Source organism: Mesorhizobium sp. M0833, from assembly GCF_040319905.1.
GTDB lineage: Bacteria > Pseudomonadota > Alphaproteobacteria > Rhizobiales > Rhizobiaceae > Mesorhizobium.
Genome location: NZ_JAMYOQ010000037.1, coordinates 1 through 23,952 on the forward strand (window position 1 = coordinate 1; position 23,952 = coordinate 23,952).

General features: G+C 61.2%; 26 protein-coding genes. 14 read left to right on the forward strand and 12 right to left on the reverse strand.

Annotated elements, in window-relative coordinates:
• Positions 1-58: 58 nt before the first annotated feature.
• Positions 59-319 (reverse strand): hypothetical protein, encoded by a 261-nt coding sequence (locus tag NKH98_RS28170; RefSeq protein WP_352478416.1) that lies wholly within the window; start codon positions 317-319, stop codon positions 59-61.
• A 201-nt stretch (positions 320-520) separates the two neighbouring features.
• On the opposite strand from NKH98_RS28170, the gene NKH98_RS28175 reads away from it, so the two are divergent.
• Complete coding sequence (locus NKH98_RS28175; RefSeq protein ID WP_352692048.1) at positions 521-754, forward strand: DUF6894 family protein; 234 nt, start codon at positions 521-523, stop codon at positions 752-754.
• 438 nt (positions 755-1,192) lie between these two features.
• Here NKH98_RS28175 and NKH98_RS28180 read toward each other — a convergent pair whose 3' ends face one another.
• From NKH98_RS28180 to NKH98_RS28205, 6 genes are all read right to left on the reverse strand, one after another.
• Positions 1,193-1,387: a hypothetical protein gene (locus NKH98_RS28180; protein ID WP_352903429.1), complete on the reverse strand. Its 195-nt coding sequence runs from the start codon at positions 1,385-1,387 to the stop codon at positions 1,193-1,195.
• Positions 1,388-1,849: 462 nt separating this feature from the next.
• Positions 1,850-2,431 carry a hypothetical protein gene (locus NKH98_RS28185; RefSeq protein ID WP_352903431.1) on the reverse strand — a complete coding sequence of 194 codons (582 nt, stop codon included), beginning with the start codon at positions 2,429-2,431 and terminating at the stop codon, positions 1,850-1,852.
• 237 nt (positions 2,432-2,668) lie between these two features.
• The gene (gene groL, locus NKH98_RS28190) at positions 2,669-4,312 is read right to left on the reverse strand and encodes a chaperonin GroEL (RefSeq protein WP_352903433.1); all 1,644 of its coding nucleotides are present in this window, start codon (positions 4,310-4,312) and stop codon (positions 2,669-2,671) included.
• A gap of 56 nt (positions 4,313-4,368) precedes the next feature.
• Positions 4,369-5,625: a 5-aminolevulinate synthase gene (gene hemA / locus NKH98_RS28195; RefSeq protein WP_352903495.1), complete on the reverse strand. Its 1,257-nt coding sequence runs from the start codon at positions 5,623-5,625 to the stop codon at positions 4,369-4,371.
• A gap of 173 nt (positions 5,626-5,798) precedes the next feature.
• The gene (locus NKH98_RS28200) at positions 5,799-6,041 is read right to left on the reverse strand and encodes a hypothetical protein (protein ID WP_023718664.1); all 243 of its coding nucleotides are present in this window, start codon (positions 6,039-6,041) and stop codon (positions 5,799-5,801) included.
• A gap of 80 nt (positions 6,042-6,121) precedes the next feature.
• A complete protein-coding gene (locus NKH98_RS28205; protein ID WP_352903435.1) occupies positions 6,122-6,727 on the reverse strand; it encodes an SCO family protein in 606 nt (201 codons plus the stop codon).
• 212 nt (positions 6,728-6,939) lie between these two features.
• Here NKH98_RS28205 and NKH98_RS28210 point away from each other — a divergent pair, with 212 nt between their 5' ends.
• From NKH98_RS28210 to NKH98_RS28250, 9 genes are all read left to right on the forward strand, one after another.
• Positions 6,940-7,638 (forward strand): carboxypeptidase regulatory-like domain-containing protein, encoded by a 699-nt coding sequence (locus NKH98_RS28210; RefSeq protein ID WP_502894340.1) that lies wholly within the window; start codon positions 6,940-6,942, stop codon positions 7,636-7,638.
• A gap of 90 nt (positions 7,639-7,728) precedes the next feature.
• Positions 7,729-8,874, forward strand: a complete 1,146-nt coding sequence (locus NKH98_RS28215; protein ID WP_352903438.1) for a metallophosphoesterase family protein — start codon at positions 7,729-7,731, stop codon at positions 8,872-8,874.
• Between the two features lie 11 nt (positions 8,875-8,885).
• Positions 8,886-9,347 carry a c-type cytochrome gene (locus tag NKH98_RS28220; RefSeq protein ID WP_352903440.1) on the forward strand — a complete coding sequence of 154 codons (462 nt, stop codon included), beginning with the start codon at positions 8,886-8,888 and terminating at the stop codon, positions 9,345-9,347.
• Positions 9,348-9,494: 147 nt separating this feature from the next.
• Positions 9,495-10,937, forward strand: coding sequence for a cbb3-type cytochrome c oxidase subunit I (locus tag NKH98_RS28225; RefSeq protein WP_352903497.1), 1,443 nt, complete (start codon positions 9,495-9,497; stop codon positions 10,935-10,937).
• Positions 10,934-12,598, forward strand: coding sequence for a cbb3-type cytochrome c oxidase subunit II (locus NKH98_RS28230; protein ID WP_352903442.1), 1,665 nt, complete (start codon positions 10,934-10,936; stop codon positions 12,596-12,598). Before NKH98_RS28225 ends, NKH98_RS28230 begins: the two co-directional genes overlap by 4 nt.
• A 152-nt stretch (positions 12,599-12,750) precedes the next feature.
• Positions 12,751-12,975 carry a hypothetical protein gene (locus tag NKH98_RS28235; protein WP_352903444.1) on the forward strand — a complete coding sequence of 75 codons (225 nt, stop codon included), beginning with the start codon at positions 12,751-12,753 and terminating at the stop codon, positions 12,973-12,975.
• A gap of 153 nt (positions 12,976-13,128) precedes the next feature.
• Positions 13,129-13,251, forward strand: a complete 123-nt coding sequence (locus NKH98_RS28240) for a hypothetical protein (protein WP_352450399.1) — start codon at positions 13,129-13,131, stop codon at positions 13,249-13,251.
• A gap of 30 nt (positions 13,252-13,281) precedes the next feature.
• The gene (locus tag NKH98_RS28245; RefSeq protein WP_352903446.1) at positions 13,282-14,010 is read left to right on the forward strand and encodes a sulfite exporter TauE/SafE family protein; all 729 of its coding nucleotides are present in this window, start codon (positions 13,282-13,284) and stop codon (positions 14,008-14,010) included.
• 56 nt (positions 14,011-14,066) lie between these two features.
• Positions 14,067-16,193 carry a heavy metal translocating P-type ATPase gene (locus NKH98_RS28250; RefSeq protein WP_352903447.1) on the forward strand — a complete coding sequence of 709 codons (2,127 nt, stop codon included), beginning with the start codon at positions 14,067-14,069 and terminating at the stop codon, positions 16,191-16,193.
• Between the two features lie 8 nt (positions 16,194-16,201).
• Here the strand turns inward: NKH98_RS28250 and NKH98_RS28255 are convergent, their stop codons facing one another.
• The 4 genes from NKH98_RS28255 to NKH98_RS28270 form a co-directional block, all read right to left on the reverse strand.
• Complete coding sequence (locus tag NKH98_RS28255) at positions 16,202-17,470, reverse strand: NAD(P)/FAD-dependent oxidoreductase (RefSeq protein ID WP_352903449.1); 1,269 nt, start codon at positions 17,468-17,470, stop codon at positions 16,202-16,204.
• Between the two features lie 6 nt (positions 17,471-17,476).
• On the reverse strand, positions 17,477-17,782 hold the full coding sequence (locus NKH98_RS28260; RefSeq protein WP_352903450.1) for a c-type cytochrome: 306 nt from the start codon (positions 17,780-17,782) through the stop codon (positions 17,477-17,479).
• Positions 17,783-17,871: 89 nt separating this feature from the next.
• Positions 17,872-18,198 (reverse strand): thiosulfate oxidation carrier complex protein SoxZ, encoded by a 327-nt coding sequence (soxZ, locus tag NKH98_RS28265; protein WP_352903451.1) that lies wholly within the window; start codon positions 18,196-18,198, stop codon positions 17,872-17,874.
• Positions 18,199-18,219: 21 nt separating this feature from the next.
• Positions 18,220-18,669, reverse strand: coding sequence for a thiosulfate oxidation carrier protein SoxY (locus NKH98_RS28270; RefSeq protein WP_352903453.1), 450 nt, complete (start codon positions 18,667-18,669; stop codon positions 18,220-18,222).
• Between the two features lie 574 nt (positions 18,670-19,243).
• Here NKH98_RS28270 and NKH98_RS28275 point away from each other — a divergent pair.
• From NKH98_RS28275 to NKH98_RS28290, 4 genes are all read left to right on the forward strand, one after another.
• Complete coding sequence (locus NKH98_RS28275; protein ID WP_352903455.1) at positions 19,244-19,993, forward strand: transposase DNA-binding-containing protein; 750 nt, start codon at positions 19,244-19,246, stop codon at positions 19,991-19,993.
• Positions 19,994-20,458: 465 nt separating this feature from the next.
• Complete coding sequence (locus NKH98_RS28280) at positions 20,459-21,232, forward strand: sulfite exporter TauE/SafE family protein (RefSeq protein WP_352903457.1); 774 nt, start codon at positions 20,459-20,461, stop codon at positions 21,230-21,232.
• A 29-nt stretch (positions 21,233-21,261) separates the two neighbouring features.
• Entirely contained in the window at positions 21,262-21,387 is a 126-nt protein-coding gene (locus NKH98_RS28285) for a hypothetical protein (RefSeq protein WP_352903504.1), read from the forward strand.
• Positions 21,388-21,567: 180 nt separating this feature from the next.
• Positions 21,568-22,536 carry an oxygenase MpaB family protein gene (locus tag NKH98_RS28290; RefSeq protein ID WP_352903459.1) on the forward strand — a complete coding sequence of 323 codons (969 nt, stop codon included), beginning with the start codon at positions 21,568-21,570 and terminating at the stop codon, positions 22,534-22,536.
• Between the two features lie 609 nt (positions 22,537-23,145).
• On the opposite strand, the gene NKH98_RS28300 is transcribed toward NKH98_RS28290, so the two are convergent.
• Entirely contained in the window at positions 23,146-23,271 is a 126-nt protein-coding gene (locus NKH98_RS28300; RefSeq protein WP_352903500.1) for an SDR family oxidoreductase, read from the reverse strand.
• Positions 23,272-23,952 lie beyond the last annotated feature (681 nt).

The following is a 23,952-nucleotide window of genomic DNA, read 5'->3' on the forward strand; positions in this document are numbered from 1 at the left end:
TACCGCTTCGCGAGCCAGAGGTCCGCTTTCGTTGCCAGACGGGCAGAGCGCCTAAACTTCAAATCGCACGGCCCAGAGCAGATGAAACTACAGCCGCATGTGTTGCCGGCAGTTCGAACAGCATGGGCAGGTGGCGACACTCGGCTTCGTCCACGATCAGCGCCTCAATAGTCGCGATGGAAAGATGGCTTCTGAGGCGCAGCCGGACAACCGCGGCGAGCTTGTGAACGGGCACCGGTACCGCCCCGGCGTACTGGTCTAGAAGATTGTTGATCTCGGCAACTACTTTTGGATCGACGGCGTGGGGCAATGGCAGCATGAGAGCGCTTCCTTTCGGAAGTAACTCTAAGCCGATCGGGGCGATGAGTCTTGGCGGGTACGTTTTTAACCAAATGTCGCGGACATCATTGGACGTCAGGTCACGCTCGTTAACGTTGCGCACATTAGAGCGGCCAGCGCCCGCTGCACAGCCAATCGCAACGCAAGCGTGAACCATTCTCGCGTTACTGTGTTTGTAGGGATGCCGCGCTATTTCTTCGACTTCACCGACACTGGCAAAGTCTTCCTTGACGTTGTGGGTACCGATCTCCCGGACCTCGAAGCTGCAAAGCAAGAGGCGGTGAAAGCCTTGGTCGAGATTACCAAGGATAAGCTGCCGGATGGTCCCTATAGAGAATTTGTGATGACCGTTCGCGACGAGTCCAACGAGACGTTCTTAGAGGCTATGATCAAGTTTGAGATGCGGGCGCGCTAGCTCTGCAAAGATGGTTTCCGATTGGTATCAGTTAATAGACAGCTCTCGCTTACAAATAGCGAGTTCTCGGTTGAATGAGCGTCGCGCGCGCGCAGACATCGATGACCTTCGGCTCTCCCTTGATGAAACCCGCCGCGTAATTGCGGCATCCCGTAAGCTGCTGGACCGGATGGCGAACCGGTTCGATGAACACGAGTGGAAGGGGAACTTAGAGCGGAACGAGCCTGCCGACCAACCCAGGTCGTAGGGAACAACGCAGCCCCTCCCGGGTTTAGAACTCGCAGCGGCGTGTGTTCTCCGTGGATGTGCAGCCGCTGTAGGCGGTCCGTCGCCGTTCTCACGGGCGGCGGGCCACCTGTTTATGCCTTGGGGGAGTAACGTCCCTCCCCTTTTGCAGCAGCCAGGAATGCTTTCCTCGGTTTGACGCTCAGCCAGCCGCTAGGCACCTTCTTCGGTCTTCCCCTGTTTGGCCAGATCAATGGCCGCAAGTAATGACGCTAAGGTCGGCGGCAGTTCTGGTTCGACTGCTAGCCTTAACAGCTTGTGCATGTGACGACGATTGTCTTCGGAGTGGATCAGTTTCCGAAATGCTTTGGAGACAGACGGATGGCCTGCTTTGTTCTTCTTGGTCATGTGTGTAGGGCGTCCCTTCCCCGTCAGCCGCAACTCGCCCGAACGGAAATGGTTCCAACCACGAAGGCGGGAATGTTTGGTAGAAATTTCTGCCCCCCCGTGCCCTCTCGGTCCTATAAGGGGTAGAACCAATGGTTTCCATGCGGACTATTCGTGGAGGTCGAAAGCGACTGCCATTCCAAAGGCCGGGGCCGCACTGACTATAAGGTAGACCAGCTCATCGTCAGTAACCAGCAGATACGGAGAGTCTCGGCGTATCTCTGCGATGGTCTCCTTTACGGATAAGATTTCACCGCGAGAGGCTTGCAGGATCACTTTCTGAACAAGGTCCTTCGTGGCAGCTGCGGCGGGTGGAGAGTTCGGTGACGGTCGTTCCTTCTAAAAACGCGGCTGCATTTCAGCGGGCCAAGCGAAATAAGGAAATACGTCGAACTGCTCCGGGTGCGGCAGTCATCAACCTCTTCAGTCCCGCCCGAAACGTTTGAGTATTGGACGGTCTCCCGCTACCATCGCTCGCCCCCGAACGGAGAGGCGTTGATTTAGGCCCTGGTCGACCAGGTTGGACAGACAGCCGTCTAGGGCGATCGAGGGCGGTTCGCCGGCTTTCGGCGGACAGACCGTGACCGTCGACACGATGGCCCGCAGGTGCTTCTTGGCTTCCTCCGACACATAGCCGTTCTCGGCGATTGAGGCGGCTAGCGCTTCCATATCCCTGATGTAGCGGGCGACCAGCGCCGGCTTCAGCGTGACGACTTTCGGCGGCTGCGGTGTCACCGCGAGCTCGCCCTCGAGGCGCTGACGCTCGGTGCGCAGCTCGGGCAGGCGCTGCTCGGCCTCGGCTTCGGAGATCATGCCTTTGACGTAGGCGTTCAGCACCCGGTCATATTCGCGCTTGGCGGCGTCCAGCCGTTGCGCTGCCTTTTCGCGCGAGGCGCCCTGACCGGAATAGAGCTTTTGAGGCTCGTCATTGTAGGCGGCGACATAGTGGGCGATCAGCGCCTTGTCGTTCAGCCTGGCGCGCAAACCGTCCAGCACCGTCGCCAACGCGCGATGCAGCCCGGTCCTCTTTGGACGATAGGTACCCCAAAAATTGAACCATCCCGCCTGTCACCGTCACGTCGGAATCGCCGACCGATGGTCATGGCTCAGCCCGGAGTGCCTCCAGAAGTTGATCCCGAATACTGCTGTGTTGGCCGTGGTTCGGACGAATGTGCTTTCTAGCAGTCGCCAGCGGCGATCCAGTCCGGACACACTTCGGTGCTTCCGCCACCCGCAATGCGCTCAGAAATCCATATCCATGTCGTGATGATGATGCTCGTGACCGGGAAGCTCCGGCGGCGGCGGGCCAGGCACTTCGGCCACCATGACTTCCGTTGTCAGGAGAAGACCCGCAACCGAGGCCGCGCCCTGGAGCGCCGTTCGCACCACCTTGGCCGGGTCGATGATGCCCTTTGAGACCAGATCCCCGTACACGCCCGATTGGGCATCGTAGCCATAGGCGTTGTCGTGGTTTTCGAGAATCCCGGCGATGACGACCGAGCCTTCCAGGCCGGCATTGATCGCGATCTGCCGAGCCGGCCAGGTGATCGCCTTCCTGACGATCGCGATTCCGACCTGCTGGTCCTCGTTGCCGCCCTTGAGCTTCTTGAGCGCCCTGCCGGCGCGTAGCAAGGCGACCCCGCCGCCCGGGAGAATGCCCTCTGCGACCGCGGCTCTTGTCGCGTTCATCGCGTCATCGATGCGATCCTTCTTCTCCCTGACTTCGACTTCGGTGGCACCGCCGACCCGGATCACGGCGACGCCACCGGCGAGCCTGGCCAGCCGCTCCTGTAGCTCCTCGCGGTCGTGATCGGAGGTGGTTTCCGCAAGCTCGAGCTTGATCTCAGCGATGCGGGCCTCGATGCTTGCCCGCTTGCCGGCGCCGCCGACGATCGTGGTCTTTGCTTTGTCGATCATCACCTTCTTGGTGCGCCCGAGCATATCGAGGGAAGCATGCTCGAGCTTGATGCCCAAATCCTCCGAGATCACCGTTCCGCGGGTCATCAGCGCGAGATCCTGCAGCATCACCTTGCGGCGGTTTCCGTAGGCCGGCGCCTTGACTGCTGCAACGTTGAGAGCGCCACGCAACTTGTTGACCACCAGCGCCGCAATCACCTCACGCTCGACATCCTCGGCGATGATGAGCAGCGGCTTGCCGACCTGCACCACCTTCTCCAGCAGCGGCAGTATTTCGTTCAGGCTGGATAGTTTCTTCTCACTGATGAGGACATAGGCATCCTGCATCTCGACCCGCATCTTTGCGCGATTGGTGATGAAATGGGGCGAGATATAGCCGCGGTCGAACTGCATGCCCTCGACGAATTCGAGTTCGGTTTTGAGCGACATCCCGTCCTCGACGGTGATCAGGCCGTCATTGCCGACCCTCTTCATGGCGTCGGCTAGGCAGCGACCAATCTCCTCATCGCCGTTGGCCGAGATGGTGCCGACTTGCGCAATTTCGGCGTTCGAGGTGACCTTCGTGGCGTTGTTCTTGAGTTCCGCGACGACGGCTTCGACCGCGAGATCGATGCCGCGCTTCAGGTCCATGGGATTCATGCCGGCGGCCACGGCCTTGGCGCCCTCCCGGACGATCGCATGCGCGATCACGACGGCGGTGGTCGTGCCGTCGCCGGCCTGATAGGAGGTTCTTGTTGCGATCTCGCGCACCATCTGGGCGCCCATGTTCTCGAACTTGTTGTCGAGTTCGATTTCCCTGGCGACGGTCACGCCGTCCTTCGTGACCCGCGGCGCGCCGTGCTCCCTACCGATCGCGACGTTGCGCCCTAGTGGGCCAAGCGTGACGCTCACCGCATTCGCCAGGGTGTCAATGCCGCGCAGCATTCTGTCGCGAGCCTCGAACGAGAACATGATTTCCTTGGCAGCCATTTCCTTGAACCTTAAGACCCGGAACGTCCGGGCAACGGCGAAGCTTCATTCGCCGCTCAGGTGAGATTGTCGCGTGGCAGCCCGAGCCGATTCCAGACATCGAACAGAGCCGCCGCGAGCCGATCAATCATGATGTCCTCATGACAGGGTGTCGGCGTGATGCGCAGCCGCTCAGTTCCCTTCGCCACGGTCGGATAATTGATCGGCTGGATATAGATGCCGTGCTCGTTCAGCAGCAGGTCGCTCGCCGCTTTGCAATTCGCCGGATCGCCGACAGCCACCGGAACGATATGGGTATCGCCCAGGATGACCGGCAGCGCAGCGGCCCCCAGCGCCGCCTTGACCCGCCGGACGCGGTCCTGCTGGCGCTTGCGCTCCCACTGCGAGGTTTTCAGATGCCTGATCGCCGCTGTGGCCGCGGCGCAGATCGCCGGCGGCAACGCGGTGGTGAAGATGAAACCCGGAGCATAGGAACGAACCGCATCGATCAGCACAGCACTTCCCGTGATATAGCCGCCGAGGCAGCCGAAGGCCTTGGCGAGCGTGCCTTCGATCACATCGATCCGGTTCATGGCGCCGTCGCGCGCAGCGATGCCGGCGCCGCGAGGGCCGTAAATGCCCACAGCATGGACCTCGTCGAGATAGGTCATTGCGCCGTAACGATCGGCGATATCGCAAATGCGATTGATTGGCGCGACGTCGCCGCCCATCGAATAGAGACTTTCGAAGACGATGAGTTTTGGCCGATCCGGACCCGCCGCCTTCAACAATTCCTCGAGATGATCGACGTCGTTGTGGCGGAAGATCCTCTTCTCCTTACCGGACTGGCGGATGCCCTCGATCATCGAATTGTGGTTGAGCGCATCCGACAGGATCAGACAACCGGGGATCAGCTTGGCGATGGTCGAGATGCCAGTCTGGTTCGAAACATAACCGGACGTGAAGACCAGTGCCGCCTCCTTGCCGTGGAGATCGGCAAGCTCGCCCTCGAGCTCTACGAGCGGATGGCTGGTGCCGGAGATATTGCGCGTCCCGCCGGCCCCCGTTCCCAGGCGGGCAGCAGTATCCACCATGGCGGCGACCACCTTTGGGTGTTGCCCCATCCCGAGATAGTCGTTGGAGCACCAGATCACGACGTCCTTCGGTCCGCGCGGGGAATGCCACACGGCATTGGGAAAGCCTCCGGCGATGCGCTCAAGGTCCGCGAACACACGGCAGCGCCGTTCCCCCTGCAGACGCTCGATCGCATCCGCAAAGAAACCGTCATAACTCGTAATGCCTGGCTCCAAGATACTGTCTTGCCCACCGGCCATATCGCCCGCATCTCCGGTCATCGGAGATCCAAATCGCCGCGGCGCAATGACGTTCTTTACGCCGCCAGGTTTGCCGGTGTGCAACGCTGTGGGTTCCGCCATCGCCCGATTCCCCTGCTTGCATACGAATTATGTCGAGGCGCGATCCACGCCGATCCCGCTCGCATCGTTCCTCACGATCCGCGTTCAGGAAGGTCGAAGTTGAGCTGCAACATTCGCGCTATGTTTATCAGAATCGTCTCGCAGACCTTATCTTGATTAGGATCCAGATATTTGACAGTCCAGTTTGCCCCGTTCTCCTTGGTTTCGAGCCGCTGAATCACAAAATCGGTGACGTCCCCGCATCCCGGCTCCTTATGAAGATCCGCGAGGATCAATGCCTTAAGCTCCGAAGCTTCCTTTGTATGTCTTTGCATGGCCGCTCTCCTTCCGAAAGACAACTTTCTATGGATGGATCAACTGCATAATCGTGATCTCCGTCATCCCCGGGATCGTGTCATCGCACCAGTTCACCCAACCTAGCGGCAATGCCGCTGCTTGGTGTGTCAGCGTCTAGCCCCTCCACGAATTGCCCCTGCGGGTTCATGATGTAGATGTAGGTGCCGTGATCCATTAGGTGGTCGTCACCGCCCGCTTCGCCCTGGCGCGCCACGCCGTAGGCGCCATATGCCTCCGAAACCGCAGCGATTTGTTGTGGGCTGCCGGTCAGCCCCACGATGCGCGGATCGAACGCCGCGGTAAAGCTTCCCATCACCTCAGGCGTGTCGCGTTCGGGATCGACGGTGATGAAGAGCGGTTGCAGTTTTGCGGCGTCGGGGCCGAGTTCCTCAATCGCCGCGGCGATTTCGGACAGAGTCGTCGGACAGATGTCGGGACAAGACGTATAGCCGAAGAAAACCAGCAGCCATTTGCCGCGATAAGTCTCATCGGTGACCGCCGTTCCGTCCGGCGCCGTGAGCGTGAATGGGCCACCGACCGTCACAGGCGCCGTGTCAGCTCGCACGAGCGGTTGGCAGATCGACAGGGCCGCTGCGAATATGATGCAGAAGAGGGTATGCGGACCGTACGCCCAGGGGCGGAGGAGTCCATGCCGTCGCTCCATCAAGTACCTCCGGCACTTCGAGAATGACGCGCCAAACCCCCGCGTGTGCTTGTAACCCCCGCGTGTGTTTGTGATTAACAAACTCGCCTAACGGCCCTACTTTATCATATTTTGTTGCTGGATGGCTAGACATGGCACTGGTTTGGCTCTATTTTTAAAAGTTGCCCCTCATCTCTCTTGAAGGAGGTGGCTTTATGACGAATCGCGAATTGATGAGCGGACTAGCGGCGATCGCTTTCGTTGCGACAATGTCCGCGCCTGCCCAAGCCTACGAAGTGGGTCCGGTCACGGGAGGCGGAGCGATCGAGGGTACGATCGTCTACCGCGGCGACGTGCCGACAACAAAGATCATCCCCACCAAGAATATCGAGGTGTGCGGCGACCCCCGCGAGGAGGCGCTGATCGAAGTCGGCAGCGATCAGGCCGTGCTGAACGCGGCGGTGCAGCTGGTCGACGTGGCACAGGGAAAGGCGTGGCCGCAGCCCGGCAAGCTGCCTGAGCTTAACAACCTCAAATGTCGCTTTGAGCCCGCGGTGCAGATGATACCGGCCGGTTCGTTGGAGGTGGTCAACAGCGATCCAGTGCTCCACAACACCCACGGCTATTATGGCAAGCGCACCGCCTTCAACCTGGCGCTGCCCAATAAGGGCCAGCGTATACCGGTCGAACTGAAGCGTGCCGGCACTGTCCGCATCGATTGCGACGCACATGGCTGGATGGAGGGCTGGGTCTATGTGGTGGACAATCCCTACTACGCGGTCACCGGCGCCGATGGCAAATTCAGCATAACCGATGTTCCGCCGGGGGACTACAAGCTCGTGGCGATCCATCCCTTTACCGGGCCCATCGAGCAGCCCGTAACGGTAGAGGAGAATAAGGCCACTAGTCTGACGATTGAACTGAAAAAATAACAAAATGGGCGACCCGCTGATTCAGCAGGGTCGCGTTCCTGCGAGAAGACCGACGCTTTAAGAAACGGTCTGCACTGAGGAGGAACCCTGATGTCTGACGAGCTTGACCGCATTCGGCGCGAAATGCATGCGGTGCTGCAGCAGCCTGGCGTACGCCCCGACGACTCGCTCCAAATCACCCGCCGCACCTTCATTCACAGATCGCTGCTGTTCGGCGCTGCTTCCGTCGGCCAGACGTTCGCGTGGTGGCCGCTGCTCAACACCATTGACGTCGCTCACGCCGCCGAAGCGCCCTTCAAGTTTGCCTGGATTTCGGACACCCATCTCTACGAGAGATCCCTCAACACGCGCTTCGTCGACAAGGTGGTGCGCGCCGTGCAAGAGGTCCAGGCCATGGATCCGCCGGCCGACTTCCTGATCTTCGGCGGCGACCTGGCCCAGCTCGGAAAGATCGAGGAACTTGAGCTTGGCGTTGAGCTCCTCAAGGATCTGACGATCAAGAAATACTACATCCCGGGCGAGCATGACTGGTATCTGGATATGGGCAAGAAGTGGGGCGAGTTGTTCGGCCAACCCAATTGGACCTTCGATCACAAGGGCGTGCGCTTCATTGGGCTCGATACGGTCAGCCGGGGACCGGACTACTGGACAGCGAAGAAGATGACGCCAGAGGAGCGCATGGGCCATATGGCTACCCTCGACGGCACGGTTGCCGGCGCGTGGGCCGGCGTCGGCCGCGACCAGCTCGACTGGATGCAGAAGACACTCGCCGACTGGGATAAGTCCAAACCGATCGTCATCTTCAGCCATAATCCGCTGTACGAGTACTACCCGCCCTGGAACTTCTGGGTGCGCGACTGGCGCGAAGTGAATGACGTGCTGAAGCCTTATACCAAGGTCACCAACATCCACGGTCACGTGCACCAGGTGCTCTACAACGAGATCGGCAGCATGCGCTCGATCGGCATGCTGGCGACCTCCTGGCCGTGGCCGTATGCGCCGGAAGGCGTGCCCAAGCTCACCAAGCCGATGATCCGTGTCGATCCGGGCGATCCCTTCGACGGGGTCGGTTGGGAAACCGTGAACGTCAACGCCGACGATAAGGTCGATGTCGAGTACATCATGTGGGGCCGCAAGGAGGTGTTCGTCCAGTCGCCGGAGGACCACGACAAGAGCATTGCGGAGGTCATACGGTCACGCATCGCCGACAAACAGTACCCATGGGCAAATCCATAAGGGTGGTGGCTATGATAAACACATCGACATTCCTCCGCATTCTGAGGCGTTCCACCGTCGCCGGAGCAGTCGTCGCAGCTGCCGTCGTCGGGCCGGCCAGTGCCAACAAGGATCCGGTGACGCCAAAGCAGCTGAAACTCTATGAAGAAGCGTTCATGGAGGAGGTCAGGAAAGGAGACCTCCTGTTCCATGGTGATGCGGCGATGAAGGAGCAGTTGGGCGTCAAGCTGTCGAACACCGGCTGGGCCTGCGCCATGTGCCATCCGATGGCATCCGATACCCATCCGCAGGCGTTCCCGAAGTTCCAGGCGTCGATGGCCAAGTTCGCGACACTGCGCGACATGATCAACTGGTGCATCGAGAAACCAAGCCAGGGCGAGAAGATCGATCCCGAATCGGAGGCGATGAAGGCGCTCGAGGCGTACATCACCTGGTCGAACAGCGGCTCGGTGTTGGTGCCAGGCAAATACTAGTCTCGACGATAGCCCGGGGCACCGGCTTCAGGGAGCGCGAAGCGAGTCCGCCATCGGAGTGACACCTCGATGGGGAACGGTAGGCTTAAAGCAGTCGTGCGGCCCGGGAACCGCGCGGGGAAGGGCCATGCGTTGGCAGAGACTGGGATGGAGCTGCGCGGCAAGTTCGCGAATGTGGACCTGGATGCGCTGGTCGACAAACGGGTCGTGCGGACCTGGCTTTATTTCGGCATGTTCTGGCTGATGGTGACGCCATCCGTCGGCGTCATGATCTCGGGCACCTTCAACTACCCCGACTATCTCGGATCGGGAAACCTCGAGCTCACCTTCGGCCGGCTGCGCCCGGTCCACGTCAACGGTGTCATCTTCGGCGCCTTCTCGACGCTTTTCATCGGCCTTTGCTACTATCTCGTGCCGCGTCTGTCGGGGGTGCGGGTGATATGGTCGGAGTGGTCGGTTCTTCTCGCATGGGTCTGGAACGTCGCAACGCTTGCCGGTTTGGTCGGCTTGCTGCTCGGCGACAGTGACGGTTTGGAAGCCGGAGAGCTTCCGCTCTACGCGAAGGTCGCATTCTTCATCGTGGTGGCTGTTGCTACCGCGCAGTTCCTGATCACGATCAGTCGAAGGCTCGAGCCGGCGATCTATGTCGCGCTATGGTACCTGATCGCCACTTTCGTGTGGACGACGATGAACTTCGTGCTTGGAAGCTTCATCCTGCCATACACGATCTCGGGCATCAACAGCGCCGCCTTCCATGGCCTCTATCTCCACTACATCGTCGGCCTGTGGATAACGCCCGCGGGCTACGTGATCATCTACTATTTCCTGCCGGTCAGCGCGCGAAATCCGCTCTACGCCCATAAGCTCTCGTTGGTAGGCTTCTGGTCCCTGGCACTGTTCTACCCATTCGTCGGCATTCACCATTACCTCTACAGCCCGATCGCGGACTGGGCCGAGACCTTGGCCGTCGTCACGTCGATGCTGCTGATCATTCCCGTGTGGACGGTGCTGGTGAACTTCTTCGGCACCATGATGGGCAAGTGGCATGAGTTCGGCAGGAACTTGCCGGCGAAGTTCCTGATCATGGGCTCGCTCATGTATCTCGTTGGCTGCTTCCAAGGCTCGACCGAGGCGCTGCGGCAGCTGCAACAGCCGACCCATTTCACCGATTTCGTCATCTCGCATTCGCATCTCACCGTGTTCGGCACGTTCGTCGTCTGGGCGATGGGGGGCCTCGTCTATACTTGGCCGCGGCTGTTCGGGCGCGAACTCTGGTCCTTCAAGCTCGGCAACTGGTCGTTCTGGCTGATCACCGTCGGCATCGCGACCATGGGCCTGGTCCTCACAGCGGGCGGGCTGCAGCAGGGTTATCAATGGATGAATGGGGTCGAATGGCTCGACTCGCTCGTCTGGGTGAAGCCCTACTGGCTGGCGCGGACCCTGGCGGGCATCAGCATGGATATCGGTATGTCGCTGCTGGTGGTGAATCTGATGCTGACCGCACTGACCAGCCCGGCGGCTGAGGCGCGACGCGCCCGCGGGCCGGTGGAGGCGCCTATCCCGGCCCCAGCGGGAGGGCCCGCGCAGTGAACGTTCGCTTCTTCGCGCTGTTCGCCGGCGTCTTCTGCATCACCCTTGCGGTGATCACGCAGGGCGTGCTGCCCTTCGTGGAGCCGTCCTCGCGAACTACGCGCGTGACCTCGGTGGTGCGCACGGATTTCGGCCAGCTGAAATGGACGGTTTCAGAGGCGACGGACTACACCGAGCAGCAGCGTCGCGGCCGCAACATTTACCTGCGCGAAGGCTGCTGGTACTGCCATTCGCAATTCGTGCGGCCGGTGACCGGCGAGATCCGCCGCTGGGGACCGGTCAGCGAGGCGGGCGAATACGCCTATGACGTGCCGCACCTGTTGGGCACACGCCGGATCGGACCGGACCTGACGCGCGTCGGCCTGAAATACAGCGACGAATGGCACCTGGCGCACTTCTACAATCCGCGGATGCTGGTGCCGGACTCGATAATGGCGCCGTATCGCGGCCTCTTCCACGAGCCCGATGCAGCCGTCCGTATCGTTGACGACGGCGCTGGCAATCGGACCCTGGAAAGGACAGAGGTCACCAAAGGCCTGTTCGACTTCGACAGCAAGCAAGCGATCCAGCTGACGCCCAATGCATACGGGTTGCTGTTCGTGCCGCTGAAGGCGCGCGAAAGAAGGCCGATCATCCTGACGCCGAACGACGAATACACAGGCGAAACCGTCAGCATCGCGGCGGAGACGGAATCGCTGGCAGCGCTTGTTTCCTACGTCCAGAAGCTCGGCACGAACCGGGGTAAATGGCGCGATCTGTTCGAGCCGCAAAGCCTGGAGGTCATGGATGCGACCATGCCGCGCTCCGAGGAATGGATTGCTTATGGCAAGGAAGTCTATGAGCGCCGCTGCATCGGTTGCCACGGTGCCAAAGGCGACGGCAACGGGCCGGCCGCCACCTTTATGTTTAACCAGCGGCCCAGGAACTTCACGTCTGCAGTCTTCAAGTTCAGATTGACAAAGGAGCCCCTGCCCACGGACGGCGACATGCTGCGGACCATTACTCGCGGCATCCGCGGCACGGCAATGCCCCCTTGGTACGAACTGCCGCTCAACGATCGGCTGGCGGTGATTCAGTACATCAAGTATGAGCTAGCGGTTGACCGTTCCGATCCCGCCAGCCCTTACGCTTTCTTCGTCGAGGAACCGCCTGGCCCACCGTTGTATATCGGGCGCCCGCCGACCCCGTCCCAGACGATGCTGGACCGTGGTAAGGAGGTTTGGCAGGTGGCGAAGTGCTGGGAGTGCCATGGCCAAGGTGGCAAGGGCGACGGCGAGAAGGCGGCCGGCCTCAAGGATGATATCGGGTTCGCCATCGTGCCGGCCGACCTCACCAGCGGCCAGTTCAAGTCTGGCCCGGCCGTCGAAGACATCTTCCGGACGATAACTACCGGCCTCAGCGGCACGCCGATGCCGTCCTATCGGGATGCCTTTCCGGACGAGGACCGGTGGGCACTTTCCTATTTCGTGGTGGCGCTTTCCGCCTATAAAGACCCGCTCTCGCTGCAGCCGCTCTCGATCAAGAAGGAGGCCCGCGCTGCGCTGAACGATCTGGAACTGGTCGCTGACAAGCCGGAGCGAGCCTATGTGCCCGATCCGTCGGTGCCGGCGTCCGGCCCGCCAGCTCCGCCTGGCGAGGAACAGGCGCCCGCCGGAGGTTAAGCGCATGCTCGGTTTTGAAGTCACCGGACCCTATGCGGGCGCCATGCTGATGAGCCTGGCGGCCCTGTTCTTGTTCATCTGGGGCGTCCTATCTGGCGCGTTGAGCGGCACCGACAAAGCCGCCAACGGGTTTTTTGAAAGGGAAATGGAGAATGAGCGATCTGCAGAGCAGCGATCCGGAGAGCCCGACGCATCCGGAACTGGATGTGCGTCAAAGCTCGCACCCTGAACTGGAGGACTATGCCGGCGGCCTGATACAGGCGCGTGTGGGATTCATTCCGCTATGGCTTCTCGTCGTGTACGCGCTGCTGTTCGCCTGGGGGCTGTACTACATGTATGTTTATTGGGGCGGGCTCGGGCCCGGCCGTCTGTTCTAAGTAGACGGTCGCAAGGGCTGGCAAGACAGGAGTGATGGAGACGATGGTAGCCAAAATTCTCCTTGGGGTCGCCGCATTGAACCTCCTTTTCCTGTGCTTCGAGCTGGCGATAAACGTGCTTCGTCTTTATTTCGGCTGAGATAGGAGCAGCGGATGCTACAGGACACCGTCTTTAAGCTTGCTGACGCCGGCTTGCCGCAGATGCTTGGCTTCCTCATCTATGGCGGCTGCACCGTCGGCTTTATCCTCTTTCTTTTGTATCTCGTGCGGCAATAGCGCCGCGTCCGCGCCACTGCGCAAACGCCAATGATCTACTACCTCGTGATCTTCGCCGCTGGATTTGCAGGCAGCTTTCATTGCATCGGCATGTGCGGCGGCTTTGCCTGCGCGCTGGGCCGCGATCAGCGAGGGGGAGGCGCAACCGTCCTTCGCCACCTGCTCTATAATACCGGACGATTGACAACCTATTGCTTTCTGGGCGGGCTCGCGGGCGCGATCGGTCAGGTCATCTGCACCACGCAAGGGCTAACGGCGGCGCCGCTCTTGAACGGCTCCCTCGACATCGGCCAACGAATTCTCGCGATCGTCGCTGGCCTGCTCATGATTGCCATGGCGTTGCAGTTCTTCGGCTTGCTGCAGGTCTTTCATCGCCTTGCGATCGGATTTGGCGGCGGCACATTTGCATTGTCCCTGCGCGGTCTGTTGACGGCCAGGAGCAGCGCCGCACCGCTCGCCTTTGGCGTTTTCAACGGCTTCCTGCCATGTCCCCTGGTCTATGCCTTCGCCGCCCAGGCGGCGAGCACCGCCGGAGCGCTTCCCGGGTTTCTCGTCATGGCATCGTTTGGACTGGGAACCTTCCCCGCGATGTTGATGATGGGCGGCGTTGGCCGGATACTCGGGCCAGCCTGGCGGCGGCGCGGCGTGCGGCTGGCTGGTGGCTTTATTCTTTTGCTCGGTCTCATCACGCTCGGCCGTGGTCTTCTGCCTTCCGACGCGCATATCGGCCTTGCCTGGCTGGGCGGGCATCCCGCATGACTGCGCATGGCGATATCCTCTGTAGCCATTGTTCGCTGCCCGTCGGTCTGCGCCCGATGGAGCGCTGGCTCAACGGTGAGGCTTGCGCGTTCTGCTGCTACGGCTGTTGTATCGCCTTTCAGGTGAAGAGCGGCAGACACGAAGAGTGGGAAGCCGCCTGGCTTCTGATCCAGCTCGGCGTGGGAGGTTTTCTCTCCATGAATATCATGATGTTCAGCCTCCTCCTCTATTCGGACGCGTTCACCGGCGTCGATGCGGGCGTGCTGCCGTGGATTCACTGTTTGCTCTGGATCTTCGCCACGCCGGCGGTGGTGATTCTCGGCGGACCCTATCTGCGCGACATGTGGCTCAATGGCATTCAGGGCCAAGTGACGTCGTCGGCACTCATCGTGCTTGGCGTTGCTGCCGCTTACCTCTATTCGGCATTTGCCGTGTTCGAGGGCAGCACGCATGTCTACTTCGACACCGCCGTGATGGTGCTGATGCTATTCACAGTTGGCCGCTATCTCGAGGCTGTTGGCCGCGCCAGGGCGGCGCGCGACCTGGAACCTCTTCTGGCCGCAGAAAGCGAGAGCGCGACCGCGGTCGATGGCGCGGCAGAGATCCGCCGTCCGGTGCGGGAGGTGACGGCCGGCATGCTGGTGCGGGTCCGGCCAGGCGAGCGCATTCCGGTCGACGGCGTGGTTGTCGAGGGGGAATCGAACACCGATGAAGCCGTAATTACCGGAGAAAGCCGGCAAGTGACAAAGCGCGCCGGCTCCAAGGTGATTGCCGGCAGTATCAATATCGATGGCCCGCTCCTGATCCAAAGCAGCGGTGACGGAACCGCAACCCGCTGGGCACGGATTTGCCGGTCGGTGCGCGAAGCGCTGGGCCGTCGCAGTCCAACCCAGCGCCTTGCCGATCGCGTTGTTGGCGTGTCCGTGCCGCTCGTCCTCGCCCTCGGCGGGCTGACGACCGTTTACTGGGCCCAGTCATTGCCATTCGATCGGGCGTTGCTGATTGGGCTCTCGGTGCTGGTGGTTGCCTGTCCTTGTGCCGTCGGCCTCGCTGCTCCGATGGCGATATCGCTCGGCATCGGCCGGCTGGCGCGGCACGGCTGCCTCGTCCGCGACCCCGGCGTGCTCGAGACCCTCGCGCGTGTACGGTTGCTCGCCTTCGACAAGACCGGCACTCTGACGGCGGGCAAAGCGCGTCTCGTCGGCGTCGACCGCGAGGAGGTCGGCATCGACGAAGTACTGGCGCGCGCCGCCGGTCTGGAGCGCCATTCCGAGCATGGTCTGGCGCGGGCCATCGCGGCAGCCGCCGCTCAGCGAGGCATCACACCGCTCGTCACCCGCGAGATCCGGATGGTCCCCGGCCGTGGCATCCGCGGCAGCGCCGAAGGCCGGCCCGTGGCGGCGGGGAACGGCAGATTGATGAATGATCTGGGCTGGCCGCTTCCCCCGTCGCTGGCCGAGCGTGCGCGGTCGCTGGAGGCGAGCGGTCATTCGGTGGTCTATGTCGGTTGGGGTGAGCGGGTTCACGCCGTGCTGTCGCTCGATGATTCGCCGCTTCCCGAGGCACAGGCCGCGATCGCGGCTCTGCGTGAGCGCGGGCTCGACGCCACGCTGTTGACCGGCGACTTGGCGCAAGCGGCGGAGCGGATCGCGGCCCTGGTCGGGATCAAGGACGTCCAAGCGGGCCTTTCGCCGGAGGCCAAACGGCTGGCCCTGGATCGGCTCCGCCATGAGCACGATTCGGTGGCGATGGTCGGCGATGGCCTGAATGACGGGCCGGTTCTGGCCGCCGCAGATGTCGGTATTGCCGTCGGCTCCGCCACCGATCTCGCCCGCGAGACTGCGGCGCTCGTGCTGCCTGCGGACGGATTGTGGATGCTGCCCTGGATCGTCGACGTGGCCCGGGCGGTCCGCAGGACCATCTTGACCAACCTTATGTGGGCGTTCGGCTACAACCTCGTCGCCCTGACGTTCGCAGCATTCGGACTTCTGCAGCCAATCCTTGCGGCGGCGGTCATGGCCGGCTCGAGCATCCTCGTGGTGGTGAATTCGCTACGGCTGGAGCGGCTGCCCGATCCTGTTCCAACGCTTATCCCGGAGCAACGATCCGGCGCCGAGGCGGAGCGCGCCCAGAATGGTGCCGGCATTTCCGCAATGGCCGGCCCGGCCGTCGAGCCGAGTTGAGTTTCGTTTCAGCCAAACACGTCGTGCGTGAAGGCGTCGTACCAGCCTTCCGCGGCGCGCGCAGCCTGCCGGCGGACCTCGGAGCTTTCCTCGACCTTGCTGACGAAGCTGATGACGCTCTTGAGCTTTCCGTCGACGGGCTTGAAGCTGATGGCGTTGCTGAACGCATCGTCGGGGGCGAGATAGGTGTAGCAGGTGTTGAACAAATGCGCCGGGAAACGCGCTGATCCGGTGAGATCGGCCGCGATGGCAAAGGCGCAGGCTTTGGCCTGGCTGTTGGCGCAGAAGGCGGATTTCGGCATATCCCCGCCGATGATCGCGTCGCCGACCAGATGGACGCCGGGCTGCAGCGCCGATTCGAAGGTGACCGGATCGACCGGACACCAGCCCGACTGATTGGCGAGCCCTGCCTGCTGCGCCAAGCGCCCGGCCATTTGCGCCGGGATGACATTGGCCACCGCGGCCTTGAATGTTGCTCCCTCGGTGATCACCGACCGGGTCTTCGCGTCGATCGCCGTGACCCCGCCAGTGAACTGGGCCGGTAGCCATTCGATCATTCCCGGGTAGTGGCGGTTCCAAGCGTCCTGGAACAGGTCCTGCGCGTTGAAGCTGTCTTTCGAATCGAGGATCAGAATTTTGGCCTTGGGTTTGCTGCGCTGGAAATAGGAGGCGATGAGCGAAGCGCGCTCGTAGGGGGCGGGCGGACAGCGAAACGGATTCGGCGGGACGACGATGACGAACAGGCCGCCGTCCTCCATGCTTTCCAGTTGCTGGCGCAACAGCCTGGTTTGCGGCCCTGCATTCCAGCCGTGCGGCATGATCTCCATCGCAGCTTCGTCATAGCCCCTAAGCGCCCGATCCCTGAATGCGATGCCTGGCGCAACAACGAGACGGTCGTAGCTGAGCTTCGAACCGTTGTTCAGCGCAACGGTTTTCGCCGCCGGGTCAATCGCCTCAGCGGATTCATGAATGACGGTGATGCCGTATTGCCTTGCCAGCGCTTTATAACCATGGCTGAGCGATTTGAACGGGCGGAGCCCGGCGAGATAGAGATTGCTGAAGAAGCAGGTCGTGTAGCTCTGCCGCGGTTCGACCAGGGTCACCTCGATAGCCGTCGCGCTGACGGCGAGATATCTGGCGACCGTTGCGCCGCCGATGCCGCCGCCGATCACGACGACACGCGCCTTGGCCTGGCCCCGCGCCTTCGGCTGGTTGAGCGCCGTTAGCAATGCTGCTCCAGTCAGGCGGCCGAACTCGCGACGCGTCCAGAATTTCATGGCGCGCTACTTTCCCTGCGCTGCGACGTAGCGCGCGACGCTCGCGATCTCCTCGTCGCTGAGCGACAGCGCGATAGCGTGCATGATGTGATTTGGACTCTCGCTCGCCCGGTAGGCAAGCAGGGCGTTGGTGAGCCTCGCCTCACCAAGCCGGATGATGCTGGGAATGCCTGTGCCGCCGCCATCGAGACGATGGCAGGACGCACAGGTCGCGGCGAGTTGAGCGCCTTGATCGGCCCCCGCCGCCACGCCGGATTGACTGACGAGAAGCACGAGGCCCGTGGCAATCGCAAATCTCGCGACGGGGCGCATGCTGAATACCCGTCTGTTTCGGAGTTTTCCGGTCACGCTCCCACTCAACTTGTCACGCCATAATTCGCGCAGTCGATTGCGTCGCCACCTCAACCGACCGTGAGCTGGTGCGACAACGTATAGACGGCACCGCCGTCTTCCTCCCAGACGAAATCGAGCCGGCCGCTCTCTGTCGCGCGCAGGGAAAATTCGAAGAACGGGTTAGCCGAAATCGCCTCGTGTAGATCGACGCTGAACACCACGGCGTCGTTACAGCGGCAGACAAACTGGTTAATGATCTTGCGCGGGATCACATTGCCTTGATCATCGTGGCGCAGCCCTGTTTCCATCTCATGGCTGATGATGGTCTTGACCTGGAAGACGTCGCCCTTCGCCGCAGCGCTTGGTACGATCACGCGTGGTGTGGGGGTGATCACTGTCCGGCTCCCTCTCAGATGTCAGGCGCAGCCATTTGTGGCGACGTCAACCCAAGCCGTGGTCATCAGCAGATTGCCGTCATTCATTTCGGCGACAGCGATGACATGCTGCGGTTTGGCAAGGCGGATGCGGGTCGACACGCGGGGCAGGCTGCGTTGCGGGACGAAATGGAAACTGGCCACTTCGATGATCGGGTTCTGCGGCGCGAACACGCGGATTTGTCTCACGTGGTCGGCCTCAGTCATGGGGCTGTCGATGTCGAGGCTCATAGGCACGGTGTAACCGGTCGGGAAGACCGCCGGCATTATCAGATGAAGGCGATCCGACTCCGTGGCCGTCCGCCCGGTGAGCTGTTTGACGAGTTCCAGCGCTTCATCGTTCGCACGCGCGCTCAGCGGCGAGGAGAGCGCGACTCCGGCAAACCCTGCACTCCCGGCGATCAACACATCGCGGCGCGTCAAGCTCATCATCCCGGTCTCCGCCTTTTTTGCGTCACTCCGAAGACACACATCAACAGCGGCAGGAGGCGGCGCAATCGGACACATCAGTGCGGCGGCTTTGAAGTTTAGCACCGCCGACCGCTGCGAGCAAATCTCTTAGAAGTGTCCAAGGTCTCTTAGCCGCCCTCGAAACGGTCAAGGCATTGCAGCAAAGGACGCTCCTGCGTTTGTCGGATTTCTAATCACGCTCTTGGCCGGCTATCAGACGCTCGAACTAACTGGAGCGCTCTGGACAGCGCCAGCGCAATGTCGGATTTACAAGCATGTGCGACATTCATGATAGGCTGAAGAAGGACCGGTTAGGGTCATAAATTCCGGTTTCGGACTGATGGGTCGCACCGAACAATGTCGCTGCGTCGCCGAGCGATTTGGACCCACGCGCTGGCTCGTCTCAGTCTCGGCTAGTCCCGACTAGAGATCCGGCGCACAACATTTCGGAGCACGCATCCGGTGAAGCTTTACCCTCATGGTGGGCGGGGACCTATTACCGCGTACGAATCTGCCGTGATTCTGTCTGTAACGCCGAATCACAGAGGCGTCACAGATGCGAGACAAGACCAGCAGCGGCGAAGCCGCTTGGCAGGAGGAAGAGCTTTCTACGGCGGCCCTTCCCGACAAGCGTTTGGCCTGTCGGTTGCGACGGTTGCTGGACCAGAGGTCAGCTGCGCCGGGCAAGCCAGTCCCGACGCCTTGGGCGGGGCGTCATCGCATTACGGTCGATCAGAACGAGACGACCCGGCTGCAGGTGAAGTTCGCCGCCATTAACACCTTGCCGCCCGTGGGCAAGCAAAAGCGCTACAGTCCGCAGGTTCTGACTTACATCCACGCCCTCGAAGAAGATCCGCCGCCCGGTCGCGAGCCGATCGACTGGAAGCTGGTGACCAACTTGCCGGTCGAAGATCTCTCCGCGGCGGTCGAGAAGCTCGGCTGGCACGCCCTGCGCTGGAAGGCGGAGGTCTTCCACAGGGCTATGAAGTCCGGCTGCCGTGCGGAGGAGGCAAGGCTCGAAATCGCCGAGAGGCTGGCGAAGTTCCTCGCCCTCATCCCGGTGGTCAGCTGGCGCATGTTCTTCATCACTATGTCGGGGCGCGTGCCAAGCCAGACGCCGCGCCCGACAGCGTTCTCACCTTCGCCGAAATCACTGCGCTCGACCAGATCGACGCGTGCCGAACGCGACCACACGTCCAACGGCCCACGCTCGCCGCCTACCTGCTGCAAATCGCCATGCTTGGCGGCTACCTCGCCCGCAAACATGACCCCCCTCCTGGCAACATGGTCGTCTGGCGCGGCATGACCCGCTGGCACGACATCGCCTTCGGCATCTCCATTGGATCAGGCCGACGATGTGGGTAATTGAAAGCTTCGCCGGAGGCGTACATTTCGGAGGACTATGTGCACCAGAAGCCGACATTGCACGTTGAAGGTCAGGTCAACGTCTTGCTAGTGACCTTCAATTCAAGAAATGCCGAACTCTCGGTTGCTTTTTATCCCCCGTCGCAAGAATGGGGATGCCCCTGAAGCCAGGTCATCGCCATTGCCACCAAACCGGGCGGGATTGGCGTCATTCATGGGCCTTGCGGCCATTATGCTATTAGGCCCGCGCTAAGGGCTGAGTTTCGCGGAACAAGCCGACGCATGGTCCGTTTCCTGCGTGCAAAGAGCATCACGACTGCAGCTTGGTCGAGCCATAAAGCCTCGGTGTGCCACTGCACACGTGAGGCTTCGTTATGTGCGACGCTACTCATGCGCGGAGCCACTCATGGAAGAGTTCCTACTGTTCGCAGCCGTCGGGTTTCTGGCCCAGGCGGTCGATGGTGCTCTGGGGATGGCCTATGGCGTGATCTCTTCGACGGTGCTCCTCTCCTTCGGGGTGCCACCGGCACAAGCATCAGCTTCAGTTCATGCTGCGGAATTGTTCACCACCGCCGCATCCGGATCGGCTCATCTCTATCATCGCAACATCGATTGGAAACTGTTTTGGCGACTGATCCCCTTTGGTATCGGCGGCGGTATGCTCGGCGCTTTCGTACTCACTTCGTTTGACGGAGATCAGGTCAAGCCATTCGTTACAGCATATCTCGCGGTTATTGGGAGCTGGTTACTCTATCGGTCGTTTCATCGTATCCCCACCAACCCCGTGAAGCTGAAAATTGTGGCGCCGTTGGGCGCAACCGCCGGATTCCTGGACGCCGCAGGCGGTGGGGGGTGGGGTCCTGTCGCCACCACCGGTCTACTCGGCGCGGGTGGACAACCGCGATTCGTTATCGGCACGGTCAATGCGAGCGAGTTCCTGATTGCACTTTCAGTGTCGCTGAGCTTCCTCGCCACGATTGTAACCGGCCATTGGGAGCAAGCCGGCGAATTCCGCGACCTAACATCTGTTGCCGGACTGATCGTTGGAGGCGTTTTAGCGGCGCCGCTGGCGGGAAGGATGGTCAAGACATTGCGGGAGAGGACGCTCCTGCGGCTTGTGGGACTTCTGATCACGCTTTTGGCCGGCTACCAGACACTCGAACTAACTGGATCGCTCTGACCGTGAGACAGTCGAACGGAGGCAAGGAAATGAGCACTTCGACCAGGATCGGCATCGGAGCGGGCTGGCTGGGCGGCGCGATCGCCGGATCCATGCTGGATGCCGGTGGCGGACGAGGCCTGACTGTGGTGGAAGCTCGCGCTGGATCGAGGTGACATGGATGACCACGCCCGAGCCTTGCTCCATCATCATTGGCAACAGGGCAGACCAAGCAGGGTTCATCGGCTTCGCGCGAGGATGATTTGGAACGACGGGAAGACCAAAGACGTTCGTGCATATTGCATCCGCTAGCCACAGGTCTAACGCTTGCTATCCTCAGTAGTCCGAGGCGTACCATGTTTCGCAACTCGGGCATCATTTCTCTGCCTCGCCCGCTTGAGCGTCGTGTGGACACTCTTGCCCAGTCGTTCATGAGCCAGCGGCTCGGATCTCAGATGGACTTCTCGACTCCGGAAGGCGAGCCGGCGCTGTTACCACCCAATTCCGTAACCTGGCGTATTTTCAAGAACCCTGTTGCGCTGTTCATCGGCGGGGTAACGGCGGTGCTGCTCGAATTGGCAGAGCCGCGGGTTCGCGACGCCATTTGGCAGCACAGCAGCTTCCGCTCCCTTGCGCTCCGACGATTGCAGCGTACGGGCCTCGCTGCTTTGGTCACGGTCTACGGCCCCCGATCCAAGGCTAAGGCCATGATTGAAGATGTGGTCAGGATGCATGGGCGCGTTTCGGGTCGAACCAGCGAAGGCGAGCCATACCACGCCACCGACCCGGAGCTGCTGGACTGGGTGCAAGCGACGGCCGAGTTTGGTTTCATAGAGGCCTATCACATCTATGTGCATCGTCTGCATTTTTTCGAACGGGACGCGATGTTTGCTGAGGCTCGCCCCGTGGCGCTTCTCTATGGTGCGGTCGGCGCGCCCACGTCTCAGGCTGAGCTTTACGCGCTGTTCGACGTGATGAGGCAAAGACTCGTTGCTTCGCCGATCGTGTCGAAGTTCCTGGAGATCATAGAAGAAGTTCCCGCCTTGCCGGGAGTTGCTCGCCCCCTTCTGCGGCCGCTTCTGAAGGCGGCCGTCGAGATCCTACCCCAATGGGTTCGCAAGCGGTTGGAACTCGGCGACCGCTGGACCTTGAAGCCGTGGGAGCGTACTGTTGTGAAGATGACGGCCGCAATCTGCGACAGCACCGTGCTTCAGTCATCACCAGCCGTCCAGTCGTGCCGCCGACTCGGCCTTCCCGAGAGCTATCTCTACCGCCGAACGGCATCCGAAAAACCTACACAGAATCGGACAGTGTTCGTTCCTTGACTAAATGTCAGGCACGCGTCGTGCAGACGTTCAGCTTCTAGTTAACGCGCCTTAAAGGCACGAACTCGATAGCCCACTGGACGGCGGGCCGTGACCCAGACCCGCCAAGCAGACGCGAACAAACTACCGGACGGCTGCCGGCAACAGTGAAGCGTCAAAACCGGCCGGGGCCGGCTCGTGGCAGGAGCCAGCGTCCGGGATGACCGTGTAGCCCTTCTCGGTGACTGTCAAAGTCACGATCCTGATCCGCGGTTCAAGAGCGCCTCCAGCAGCTGAGCGGGGCCCTCCGGTGCGACAAGAATATGGCCGATAGAACCGACTATCCGAAGGCTCGTCTGTTCATCTTGACGACTGACAACTGTGCACAAACCATCTTGGGGAGCAAGCGCGTCCCGCGCGTCCGAACCTCCGCAGGAGGCTGCAATGATGCCCCCAATCGAGTTGTCCCGCGGCCAAGCAATGATCCGTACAGATTGCCTGATGGGCCCTGTGCAAGTTGCCGATACCGAGATGCACGATTCCGGGCTTCACACTCCGTCGATCGTACCGACACCGGCTGACGCGAGCGCCAAATTGGCGTAAGAAAGACGATTTTCCATTGTATGCAGCTCAATCGAAATGGAGAGCACCGTTCATGTCGATAACCTCGCCCGTGATGAAACCGGCTAGAGGTGACGCGAGGAATGAAACGGTGTGGGCGACTTCTTGAGGTTCGCAAAATCGCCCGACCGGGATTGAGCAAGCTGCGCCGCGCGCTGTTCGTCGTTGAGCTGTTCGGAAACCATCGGCGACATTACGGAGGCGGGCGCAATTGCATTGGAGGTCACGCCCTGGCCAGCGGTCTCGCGGGCTAAGATCTCGGGCGAAGCCTCACTGCCGGAGAGCACAGCGTGATGCAGCGCAAAACGCCAACTTCCTCCACCAATAAGCCGTCGTCGACTTCAACGAGCTTGCCGATTTCACCCTCCTGCCTGCAAATGTACGTTTCGAGCCCGGCGAGCCGTTTTGCGGACAATGTCGCACATTGCTGATGATGCGGAAGGCCGGGAATAGCCAACGCTGCTAGATTCCCTGTGTTCGTCACAGGAGAATTCCCATGCGCCTCAGTGCGGCGATGATTGAGAACATTCGGCTTCGTATCTCTCTATCTCTCCGGATGAGAAGCGAACGCTTGGTGAGGCCCCTCTCAGGCATGGACTGACCCCCTCGGAATATGTTCGCATGTGCGCTTGCCCCTGATGTGCAACCGGCATTCGGCTTTTCGCGACCGAAACCGCTTGCCATTCAATGTCGCCATTGGAACGGACCCTTCAAGAGCGCTGGATGCCAGGAGTTGCCGATCGCGGTCTGTCTATCGCCGCCACGCCGCGGATATGCGCAAGCGTCCACGCAACGACTGGGCCAGTGGGCCCGGCG

Excerpts from the sequence above, each read along its gene's own strand:
- NKH98_RS28250 (WP_352903447.1), top strand. The coding sequence starts at position 14,067 with ATGGAGCGCTGGCTCAACGGTGAGGCTTGCGCGTTCTGCTGCTACGGC.
- hemA (WP_352903495.1), bottom strand. The coding sequence starts at position 5,625 with ATGGCCGGTGGGCAAGACAGTATCTTGGAGCCAGGCATTACGAGTTAT.
- NKH98_RS28225 (WP_352903497.1), top strand. The coding sequence starts at position 9,495 with ATGGAGCTGCGCGGCAAGTTCGCGAATGTGGACCTGGATGCGCTGGTC.
- NKH98_RS28205 (WP_352903435.1), bottom strand. The coding sequence starts at position 6,727 with ATGGAGCGACGGCATGGACTCCTCCGCCCCTGGGCGTACGGTCCGCAT.
- NKH98_RS28280 (WP_352903457.1), top strand. The coding sequence starts at position 20,459 with ATGGAAGAGTTCCTACTGTTCGCAGCCGTCGGGTTTCTGGCCCAGGCG.
- NKH98_RS28180 (WP_352903429.1), bottom strand. The coding sequence starts at position 1,387 with ATGACCAAGAAGAACAAAGCAGGCCATCCGTCTGTCTCCAAAGCATTT.
- NKH98_RS28235 (WP_352903444.1), top strand. The coding sequence starts at position 12,751 with ATGAGCGATCTGCAGAGCAGCGATCCGGAGAGCCCGACGCATCCGGAA.
- groL (WP_352903433.1), bottom strand. The coding sequence starts at position 4,312 with ATGGCTGCCAAGGAAATCATGTTCTCGTTCGAGGCTCGCGACAGAATG.
- NKH98_RS28285 (WP_352903504.1), top strand. The coding sequence starts at position 21,262 with ATGAGCACTTCGACCAGGATCGGCATCGGAGCGGGCTGGCTGGGCGGC.
- NKH98_RS28260 (WP_352903450.1), bottom strand. The coding sequence starts at position 17,782 with ATGCGCCCCGTCGCGAGATTTGCGATTGCCACGGGCCTCGTGCTTCTC.
- NKH98_RS28170 (WP_352478416.1), bottom strand. The coding sequence starts at position 319 with ATGCTGCCATTGCCCCACGCCGTCGATCCAAAAGTAGTTGCCGAGATC.
- NKH98_RS28255 (WP_352903449.1), bottom strand. The coding sequence starts at position 17,470 with ATGAAATTCTGGACGCGTCGCGAGTTCGGCCGCCTGACTGGAGCAGCA.
- NKH98_RS28290 (WP_352903459.1), top strand. The coding sequence starts at position 21,568 with ATGTTTCGCAACTCGGGCATCATTTCTCTGCCTCGCCCGCTTGAGCGT.
- NKH98_RS28240 (WP_352450399.1), top strand. The coding sequence starts at position 13,129 with ATGCTACAGGACACCGTCTTTAAGCTTGCTGACGCCGGCTTGCCGCAG.
- NKH98_RS28245 (WP_352903446.1), top strand. The coding sequence starts at position 13,282 with ATGATCTACTACCTCGTGATCTTCGCCGCTGGATTTGCAGGCAGCTTT.
- NKH98_RS28210 (WP_502894340.1), top strand. The coding sequence starts at position 6,940 with ATGAGCGGACTAGCGGCGATCGCTTTCGTTGCGACAATGTCCGCGCCT.
- NKH98_RS28220 (WP_352903440.1), top strand. The coding sequence starts at position 8,886 with ATGATAAACACATCGACATTCCTCCGCATTCTGAGGCGTTCCACCGTC.
- NKH98_RS28275 (WP_352903455.1), top strand. The coding sequence starts at position 19,244 with ATGCGAGACAAGACCAGCAGCGGCGAAGCCGCTTGGCAGGAGGAAGAG.
- NKH98_RS28270 (WP_352903453.1), bottom strand. The coding sequence starts at position 18,669 with ATGATGAGCTTGACGCGCCGCGATGTGTTGATCGCCGGGAGTGCAGGG.
- NKH98_RS28215 (WP_352903438.1), top strand. The coding sequence starts at position 7,729 with ATGTCTGACGAGCTTGACCGCATTCGGCGCGAAATGCATGCGGTGCTG.
- NKH98_RS28200 (WP_023718664.1), bottom strand. The coding sequence starts at position 6,041 with ATGCAAAGACATACAAAGGAAGCTTCGGAGCTTAAGGCATTGATCCTC.
- NKH98_RS28175 (WP_352692048.1), top strand. The coding sequence starts at position 521 with ATGCCGCGCTATTTCTTCGACTTCACCGACACTGGCAAAGTCTTCCTT.